This is a genomic window from Paenisporosarcina sp. P4_E4_2 (assembly GCF_056401595.1).
Window position 1 is genome coordinate 1 of sequence record NZ_JBFUJC010000101.1, and the last position, 9480, is coordinate 9480.

Genomic DNA, 9480 nt, shown 5'->3' on the forward strand with positions numbered 1-9480 from the left:
TAACCACATACGCTCATCCACTCGACGTGCCATAAGCATCGTTTCAAAAATTTTCAGTACGTCATCGTTTGATAACCCTAGTTCTTCATGACGATTTTTCACCATCTGAACATCCCCCTTTTAATCTAATTTTTTTACATGTGAATTGCTTTACCTTCAACAGCCAACGCCGCTTCGCCAATTACTTCTGAAAGTGTAGGATGCGGATGAATTGTACTAGCAACTTCCCACGGTGTTGCATCTAGTACCATTGCCAGACCAGCTTCAGAAATCATATCTGTAACGTGTGGTCCAATCATGTGTACACCTAAAATATCATTCGTTTTCTTATCGGCAATAATTTTCACGAATCCGTCTGATTCACCATAAACAAGCGCTTTACCTATGGCTTTAAATGAGAATTTACCAACTTTCACGTCAAACCCTTGATCTTTAGCTTGCTGTTGTGTAATTCCAACGCTTGCTGCCTCTGGATTTGAGTAGATACAACGTGACACCAAGTTGTAATCAATCGCATGAGTTTTTTGACCAGCAATGTGTTCCACTGCTGTAATACCTTCATGAGAAGCAACATGTGCCAATTGTAATCCTCCGATTACGTCACCAATAGCATAAATATGAGATTCTTTTGTTTGGAATGTGTCTTTAACTTGAATAAATCCTTTTTCAACCACAATATCCGTATTTTCGATTCCGATGCCTTCTACATTTGCTTGACGGCCAACCGAAACCAACATTTTTTCAGCAGTGAAAGTTTTTGTTTCTCCTTTGAATTCGGCAGAAATTGTTACACTTCCTTCAGCTGTTTCCAATGTTTCTGGTAAAACTTTTGCACTTGTCGCAAATGTAATGCCTTTTTTCGCTAATAGCTTCTGCATTTCTTTTGAAATGTCAGCGTCCTCAGTAGGAATAATGCGATCAGCATATTCAACTACTGTTACTTCAACACCAAAATCATTCAACATTGAAGCCCATTCAATCCCAATGACACCGCCACCAACAATCAAAATTGATTTTGGCAATTCGGTCATAGCCAATGCTTCGTCAGAACTCATAACGTGTGTTCCATCGATTGTTAAACCAGGCAATGTACGTGGACGTGATCCAGTTGCGATAATCACATTTTTAGGGATAAGCATTTCATTCTCATCGCCATTGTTCATTTCAACAGAAACCGTTCCACCTGGAGAAGGCGAGAAGATTGATGGTCCCAACATTCTGCCAGTACCTTCATATACATCAATTTTCCCTTTTTTCATTAATCCTTGAACACCTTGATGAAGTTGGGAAACAATGCTTTCTTTACGGGCTTGTACACGGGAGAAATCCAATGAAACTTCTCCAGTATTTACGCCAAAGTCAGCTGCATGATTTTTTGTCGTCGAATATACTTCTGCACTGCGAAGTAGGGCTTTGCTTGGAATACAGCCTTTATGTAGGCAAGTTCCACCTAAGTTACCTTTTTCAACGATTGCTGTTTTAAGTCCTAATTGAGCCGCGCGGATTGCTGCTACATACCCGCCTGTTCCGCCTCCAAGAATAACGATATCGTAATTATGAGCCATAACTTTCGGCCTCCTTTTATTTGAGGTTCGGATATACTTTTGCTTTTTCTTCCCCATTTAATACGCGAATTGCACCTTCAGATAATGCTTGCAATTCGTTCTCTCCGGGTTGGACTACTACATCAGCGATCCAGTTGATTCTTTTTGAAATGGATTCAACAAAATCTTTCCCATATGCTAATCCACCAGTTAATATGATAGCGTCAATTTTACCTTCAAGCACGGCACTAGCTGAGCCAATTTCACGGGCGACTTGATATGCCATTGCCTCGTAAACAAGTTCAGCTTCTTTGTCACCTTTTGCAATGCGTTTTTCAACCGCCACTGCGTCATTGGTTCCAAGATAGCTTACTAATCCGCCTTGACCGACTAATTTCTTCATAATTTCGTGACGGTAGTATTCACCAGAAAAACAAATATCGATTAAGTCGCCTGCAGGAACTGTTCCCGCTCTTTCCGGACTGAATGGACCTTCACCGTGTAAACCATTGTTTACTTCAATTACCCGCCCATTCTCATGAACACCAATTGTAATACCGCCACCCATATGGGTTACAATCAGTCTCATGTCTTCATAGGCTTTGCCGCACTTTTTAGCATATCGTCGTGCAACAGCTTTTTGATTTAATGCATGGAAAATCGATTTTCGTTCGATTAACGAGAATCCTGAAATGCGTGCAATCGGAGCCAACTCATCGACGACCACTGGATCGACAATGTAAGAAGGAATATTTAAACCTGTTGCAATTTCAAATGCTAAAATCCCACCTAAGTTTGAAGCGTGTTGACCTGAAAAACCTTTTTTTAAATCTACTAACATTGCGTCATTTACCGCATAAGTTCCGCCTTCAATTGGACGAAGGAGTCCGCCTCTGCCACAGATAGCTGACAATTTCGAAATGTTGATTCCTTCTTCATCCATTGCTTCTAAAATGGTTTGCTTACGAAATTCGTATTGATCAATGATAGAAGAAAATTTGCCGATTTCCTCAGAAGAGTGTCGGATCGTTTTTTCCATCAATAAAACATCGTTTTCAAAAACACCAATTTTTGTAGATGTGGAACCCGGGTTGATGACAAGAATGCGATATGAATGTTCTTGCACAATGATTCCTCCCAAAAATGTCTTTAAAGATAAGAACAGATACAAACATAAATGAAAGTATCTGTCCTTTTCTTTTCTTTAATCAAGCTCTGTTAACTTTATTATGTCGATTTTTTTAACAACAGAGGGAATTAGCTCCCTTTCCTCGGACGAACTTGCAAGCCCGTTTTTCCGCAGGAAAGAATTAGGTCAAAGCTTTAGTTTGACCTAATTCTTTGCGACGATTCTAGCGCAGAAACAGGAGCACAGGTTTTGTCGCTTATTCCCTCGCTATCTACAAAATCGTTGTCAGAGCAATGTATTATCTTCCGCTTAAAATATGTTTTTCGTTAAGTAGAAAATTGCTGCGTGATTTTCCAACACGAGCGATACGTTCTTCAGCTAAACGGTCAGCTGCAACGTATGTAGGAATTCCTTGTGTACGTGAAATTTCCATTACTTTAGCAATGTTATCATAGACTGTTTCTACTCGTTTCATTGCACGTTCACGGTTGTAGCCATATAGTTCATCAGCAACGTTTATTACGCCACCAGCATTGATTACATAATCAGGTGCATATACGATTCCAAGTTCGTGCAATTGATCGCCATGTTTTGTTTCTTTTAATTGGTTGTTTGCAGCTCCTGCAACAACTTTTGCTTTCAATTGTGGAATTGTTTCGTCGTTAATGATTGCGCCTAGAGCACATGGAGCAAAGATGTCTACATCTTGAGAGTAGATTTCATCCGTGTTCACTGCAGTAGCACCGAACTCTTCTACTACACGATCAACAGCTGCTTTATTGATATCCGTAACAATTAATTTCGCGCCTTCTTCATGTAAGTGACGGCATAAGTTGTATGCAACGTTACCAACACCTTGAACAGCGATGCGTTTGCCTTCAAGTGAATCGCTACCGAAAGCTTCCATTGCAGCAGCTTTCATACCACGGTATACGCCGTAGGCAGTTACTGGAGATGGGTTACCTGAAGAACCAAATGCAGGTGAGATACCTGTTACATAGTTTGTTTCTTCATGGATTAAGTCCATATCAGCTACAGTTGTACCAACATCTTCAGCTGTAATGTAACGACCGTTTAAGCCTTGGATGAAACGACCGAACGCACGGAACATTTCTTCGTTTTTATCTTTTAATGGATCGCCAATAATAACCGTTTTACCACCACCAAGGTTTAAACCGGCAGCAGCATTTTTGTAAGTCATTCCTTTAGCCAGACGAAGTGCATCTTCAATTGCAGCTTCTTCAGAAGCGTAAGTCCACATGCGTGTACCACCCAATGCTGGTCCTAAAGTTGTATCATGAATCGCGATGATTGCTTTTAAGCCTGATGTTTTATCTTGGCAGAACACCAATTGTTCGTAATCATAAGTCTCCATATATTTAAAAATTTCCATTTTAAATTCCTCCTTTGATTTGGTGGTTCATTAATTCTTAGATGAGCAAATTGCTAATGCTAAAGAGTTTAATTTACTTTCTGCGCTGTCTGAACGAGAAGTTAGGACAATAGGTGCTTTAGCCCCTACAATCACTGCCCCTACTTTTGCATGTGCAAAGTAAACAAGTGATTTGTATAAAATATTGCCTGATTCTATATTCGGTACAAGCAAAATATCTGCTTGTCCAGCATGTGGACCTGTCAAACCTTTGTGATGAGCCGCATCAACTGAAATGGCATTATCCAGAGCAACTGGACCATCAATCACGCAACCTTTTATTTGTCCTCTTGTATTCATCGCAACCAGAGCAGCTGCATCAAGAGTTGGTTGCATCGATGGGTTGACGGTTTCAACTGCAGCCAATGGTGCAACTACAGGAGTTTCGACTCCCACGGCGTGAGCTACCTTAACGGCATTTTGCACAATTTGCGCTTTTTGCTTTAAATCAGGTGCAATGTTCATAGCCGCATCCGTAACAAAAATCAAACGATCAAAACCATTAATTTCAAATGCAGCTACATGAGATAGGACGCTTCCCGTTCGCAATCCAAAGTCTGGGTTCAAAACAGCTTTTAGGATAAGAGCGGTTGGAATATGCCCTTTCATTAATACGTTCGCTTCATTTAAATGGACGGCTTTGACAGCTGCAATCGCCGCTTGTTGATCATCCTTTACGTGTTGTGTATAAATTTTCGGATGATTTAACAAGTGAGGATAGTGCATGACTATCATTTCTTTTAATTTGTGTTCGTCATCATATAGACGAAAACTCGCCATGTCATGCTCAATGGCCAAGTTAACCGCTTCAAGCACTTCCAGATTAGCAGCAGATGCAACCGCAACTACATTATCATCTGAAGAAGAAGCTTGTCGTATTAAATCGTTTAGATTCAATGAAATCACCTCAACATTCATAATTTAAGCACAAAAAGCACCTTGATAACAATAATGAAAACGCTTTATTTGGCAAGATTTCGTACTTTTCGGTATGCAAATGATTGCAAACCATGCAATTTTTTGCATACATTGTTATTCTAGCTCATATTTTTCTAATTTATAATAAAGCGTACGAAGAGAAATCCCCAAATGTTTAGCTGTTTTAGATTTATTGCCATTCATCATTTTCAGAGTTGATGATAAAATCTCTTTTTCCATACGCTCCATTTGATCGGCAAGCGGCAATATCTCTTGTAATGGTTTTTTGGAGTCTGGTTCCTGGTGTTCCAACATCGACAATGGAAGATGATGGTCATCTAAAATCGATTCAGTTGGCCTCATAAAAATCATGCCTCTACTGATAATATTTTCAAGTTCCCGCACGTTTCCTGGCCAAGAATAAACGACCAGCCTTTGCATGGCCACTTCGGATATCCGTTCGACGTTTCGACCATATTCTTGATTAAGCTTAACCAACAGTCGTTCCGCAATAGCTGGAATATCTTGTTTGTGATTGCGTAACGGCGGAATTTGAATGGGCATGCGGTTCAATCGATAATAGAGATCTTCTCTGAACTTACCTTCTAGCATTGCTTTTTCCATATGGATATTGGTTGCAGCAATTACTCTTACATCTATCGTGATGGATTTCGTACCACCAACTCGAACGATTTCATTCTCTTGCAAGACGCGAAGCAATTTTGCTTGCGTGTTGCTCGAAAGTTCACCAATTTCATCCAAAAAAATACTGCCATGGTTCGCTTCTTCAAATAATCCTCGTTTACCACCGAGTTTTGCCCCAGCAAAAGCATCTTCTTCGTAACCGAACAATTCACTTTCAAGCAGATGCTCCGCGATGGCTGCACAATTGACACGAATGAACTTATTGTACTTCCGATCACTGGAACTATGAATGGCATGGGCAAAAAGTTCTTTCCCTGTTCCTGATTCGCCTCGTAATAGCACGGTAACAGGCGTTTTAGCAGCCAGCTTAGCCTGTTCAATTGAAATTCTCATTTCGTGTGAATCACCAATGATGTCGTCAAAAGTGTACTTCGATTCCAGTGTACGAATGATACTTCTGGCGCGATCAAGTTCTTTCATCAATGAACGGATTTCAGTCATATCATGAATGACACCGACGCTTCCTTTCAATCGATTGTTGACAATGATTGGTGCCACATTCACGATGACTTCACGTTTCAACGGACCAACACGCATATTGACACCACGGATAGGCTTACGCAGTTGCAGCACTTTCAAATGCATACTCTCGCCTTCACTAATATCTGCAGTTGCTGGCTTTCCGATAATATCATCTGTTTCCAGCCCCGTAATTCTCGTATAGGCAGGGTTAATCAAAATACCCTTCCCTTCTTCATCCACAACGGAAATGGCATCATCACTTGACTGGATGATAGCTTGAAGCATGGTCTGTATTTCTTTTAAATTGGTTATTTCACCTGCTAAACTAACGACTTCCGTAATATCCTTGAAAACTGAAAATGCCCCGATACGGACACCTTTTTCATCTATGACGGGAAATCTTGAAGTGACAATTTTCGTACCATTACTCAGTACTAATTCGCGATTCACTTCTGTTCTGCCGGTTTCAAAAGTTCGGGGTAATTCACTGGAAGCAATGACATCATAAATTGGCTTACCAAGAGCTTGGTCCATTAAAATATCAGTCATTCTCTCAGCACTTTTATTGAAGAAGTTGACGTTTCCATTTGCATCAATACCTATCATACCTTCTTCAATCGAATTAAAAATCAATTGTTGTTTATGTGTTTCTTCACGAATCGTTTGAATAAATTGGTCCTTTTCTCTTATCAAGCGAATCAGTATATTCGCCACTGACCCAGGTATTAAGACGGTTTGTGAGGGTCTTTCCATTAAAAGTTCATCAAAAACTTCAGGCTGACCAGTCAAATCAAAAATCATATGTAAATCATCAGTTAAAAAAGGCTTCCATTCCGCACTTGCTGGAATGTTATGCTGTTTTGCAATCTGAATGGCAGGTGCTCGTTCATCAATATCAACTACTCGTTTTACATGAAAAAATTCAGCTGATAATAATAATTTCAAAATCGCGGTTCCGCCAACGCCGCCTCCAATGATTAAAACATTWTGCAAGGACATTCACATCCCTCTTTCGTCGTGTGCAATATATTGCAAAACTTTCCTCTATCATACCTCATTGAGTTTGAACTGACAATTATTCTAGGGTAGTGCAATGGAACGAAAATGATATTCCGTGTTAAACTAGACTAGATTATAATTTAATTGGCTCTGTTAAAAAATGCTATTGTTTATCGTAAATCTGCACCCTTACGGCATGCACGGCTGAATAATTAACAGCTTTCTTTAATTTAGTAATTTAATTTAATGCAGTAGGAGATGAATACTATTGGCACGAATGTTAGCTTTTCTTGTGTTATTGATTCCTGGATTGATGGCGGCGGGTGGAATTAAACTTATACGTGATACCCTATTCGGAAAATTAATTGGATCCATCCCATTTTTATGGCTACAATTCCTGATAGGTATTGTTTTATTAGTTATCGGATTTGGATTTTTTGCAGGTTTCTTACTACATAGAGATCGGAAAAATGGTAAAGTACAAGCTAAATTCGCTAAAGGAAAAACGAAGAATTAACTTTAGTTGCGTTAGCCACTAAAAAAGGAATCCCGATTTCGACATCAGGATTCCTTTTTCAATTGTTTCATTAATACTTTATCGGGATAATCGGTGATCCACCCCAAAACTACCGGGTGAGGATCAACTAAATATTTTTCATTTCCATCAATACCATAAAATCTTAGTGGCATGTTAGCTTTATAGGCCAAATCCAACTTCCTCTTCGAATAATGCCTTTTGTGCATATGAAGTGCATCTGCTGCAGTTAATCGGCCAAGCTCTTCCCAATTTGTTTTTTTCGTCCCGATATAAGCAGTCTGTAACATCGGATTACATTTTTTAATTCGTTCCAAAACATCATAATGAAACGATGAAAAATGAATATTCAAATGTGAATATGTCCGTTTAAACAATAGGTCAATTTGTTCTGGAGCATTCACAAACGTTTCTTTTAATTCTACATTCAATGCCAGTCCATTTTTCGCAGCAAAAGCCAGCACTTCCTCAAAAGTTTGTATAGATTCCCCATTTACTAATCGCCAAAATGAGGTTCCTAATTTTAACTTTTTCACTTCTTCATAATTCATTGACGAAACATCCCTACGAGTCTTGGCTAAGCGCCAAAAGTCCATATCATGGGTTACAATAGGTACTAAATCTTTTGTTAACTGTAAATCGATCTCTAACCCATCCGCTCCCAGTTCAATCGCTTTTGCAAAAGCAGCAGATGAATTTTCAAGTGCATACGCAGATGCACCACGATGTGCGTATATTGGTACTCTCATCATCTATCGTCAACACCTTGTCTGTATGTATAGTTTTCTTTACCCTATCTTCACTAATATATGCATCTTTTTCCATGGAACTGAGGTAAAAAACACAGATGCAGGAAAAGCGATACCTGTGTTTTATTATTTACCAGCCATATTTTTTCTAATAGCTTATTCAAATCACCATCTCCTCTTTACATATTATACCAAGTCTACTTAACTGCTCTCCTTTGATTAATGAATTTTCCGTGAATTAGTTAACAAAGAAATAACACTATGACATGGATTGCTAGATCTGAGAATTGAGCTAAGCTGTTTCTAGTTGACTTTATATGACATACTTTTCGATATAATAAAAAAACCAATGAATAATAAAATTCATCGGTCATTTTAGTAAAAGTATTTTGGTTTTGAATCAGATTTTTGTTGAATTGGTTGGCTTACGAATGTCCGCAAGCCCAGTCATCTCAATGATTAGCTAGCCATGTTTTCTAAGCGAATTTTATCAGCAATCATTGCTATGAACTCAGAATTTGTCGGTTTGCTCTTCAAGTGATGAACAGTATAACCGAATGTTTTCGAGATGGACTCATAGTTTCCGCGGTTCCAAGCGACTTCAATAGCATGACGGATTGCCCGTTCTACACGAGATGACGTTGTGTTAAATTTAATCGCAATCTCAGGGTACAAGACTTTTGTGATTGAACCCAATAATTCGATATCTTCATATACCATGTGAATAGCTTCACGTAAGTACGCGTAACCTTTGATATGAGCAGGTACACCAATTTCTTTAATAACTGCTGTAATCGTTGTATCAATCATTTTTTGATTCACTTTTTGCTGTGGTTGGCTCTGAAGAACGCTCGTACGTGGAGCACTTTCTGTCTTATGGCCAGCTACTTGAAGAATTTGATTGACTAAGCGATCAAATTCAAATGGCTTCAACATAAAGTAGGAAGCACCTAATTCCACTGCTTGTTTCATTACATCTTCTTGACCGAAAGCAGTCAGCATAATCA

General features: G+C 39.1%; 8 protein-coding genes and 1 pseudogene. 1 reads left to right on the forward strand and 8 read right to left on the reverse strand.

From position 1 onward, the window contains the following. The 6 genes and pseudogenes from AC1DSB_RS09150 to AC1DSB_RS09175 form a co-directional block, all read right to left on the reverse strand. Window positions 1–105: pseudogene (locus AC1DSB_RS09150) on the reverse strand (thiamine pyrophosphate-dependent dehydrogenase E1 component subunit alpha); the annotation flags it as partial. A 29-nt stretch (window positions 106–134) separates the two neighbouring features. Beyond that, window positions 135–1565 (reverse strand): dihydrolipoyl dehydrogenase, encoded by a 1431-nt coding sequence (gene lpdA, locus AC1DSB_RS09155; protein WP_477531821.1) that lies wholly within the window; start codon window positions 1563–1565, stop codon window positions 135–137. Window positions 1566–1581: 16 nt separating this feature from the next. Then, window positions 1582–2670 carry a butyrate kinase gene (buk, locus tag AC1DSB_RS09160; protein ID WP_342543523.1) on the reverse strand — a complete coding sequence of 363 codons (1089 nt, stop codon included), beginning with the start codon at window positions 2668–2670 and terminating at the stop codon, window positions 1582–1584. A gap of 301 nt (window positions 2671–2971) precedes the next feature. Next, a complete protein-coding gene (gene bcd / locus AC1DSB_RS09165) occupies window positions 2972–4066 on the reverse strand; it encodes a branched-chain amino acid dehydrogenase (protein ID WP_016426986.1) in 1095 nt (364 codons plus the stop codon). A 30-nt stretch (window positions 4067–4096) separates the two neighbouring features. Beyond that, complete coding sequence (yqiS, locus tag AC1DSB_RS09170) at window positions 4097–5002, reverse strand: phosphate butyryltransferase (protein WP_342543745.1); 906 nt, start codon at window positions 5000–5002, stop codon at window positions 4097–4099. 135 nt (window positions 5003–5137) lie between these two features. After that, window positions 5138–7189: a sigma-54 interaction domain-containing protein gene (locus tag AC1DSB_RS09175; protein WP_477586534.1), complete on the reverse strand. Its 2052-nt coding sequence runs from the start codon at window positions 7187–7189 to the stop codon at window positions 5138–5140. Between the two features lie 268 nt (window positions 7190–7457). Between AC1DSB_RS09175 and AC1DSB_RS09180 the strand changes: the two genes are divergently transcribed. After that, entirely contained in the window at window positions 7458–7706 is a 249-nt protein-coding gene (locus AC1DSB_RS09180; protein ID WP_342543521.1) for a DUF2627 domain-containing protein, read from the forward strand. Window positions 7707–7750: 44 nt separating this feature from the next. Here the strand turns inward: AC1DSB_RS09180 and AC1DSB_RS09185 are convergent, their stop codons facing one another. Continuing rightward, a complete protein-coding gene (locus AC1DSB_RS09185; protein ID WP_477531822.1) occupies window positions 7751–8476 on the reverse strand; it encodes a glycerophosphodiester phosphodiesterase in 726 nt (241 codons plus the stop codon). A gap of 456 nt (window positions 8477–8932) precedes the next feature. Beyond that, on the reverse strand, window positions 8933–9480 hold a 548-nt coding region (spo0A, locus tag AC1DSB_RS09190), incomplete at its 5' end, for a sporulation transcription factor Spo0A (protein WP_477586536.1).

Bases quoted from the DNA above. Each gene is read 5' to 3' on its own strand.
- lpdA (WP_477531821.1), bottom strand. From the start codon at position 1,565: ATGGCTCATAATTACGATATCGTTATTCTTGGAGGCGGAACAGGCGGG.
- bcd (WP_016426986.1), bottom strand. From the start codon at position 4,066: ATGGAAATTTTTAAATATATGGAGACTTATGATTACGAACAATTGGTG.
- AC1DSB_RS09185 (WP_477531822.1), bottom strand. From the start codon at position 8,476: ATGATGAGAGTACCAATATACGCACATCGTGGTGCATCTGCGTATGCA.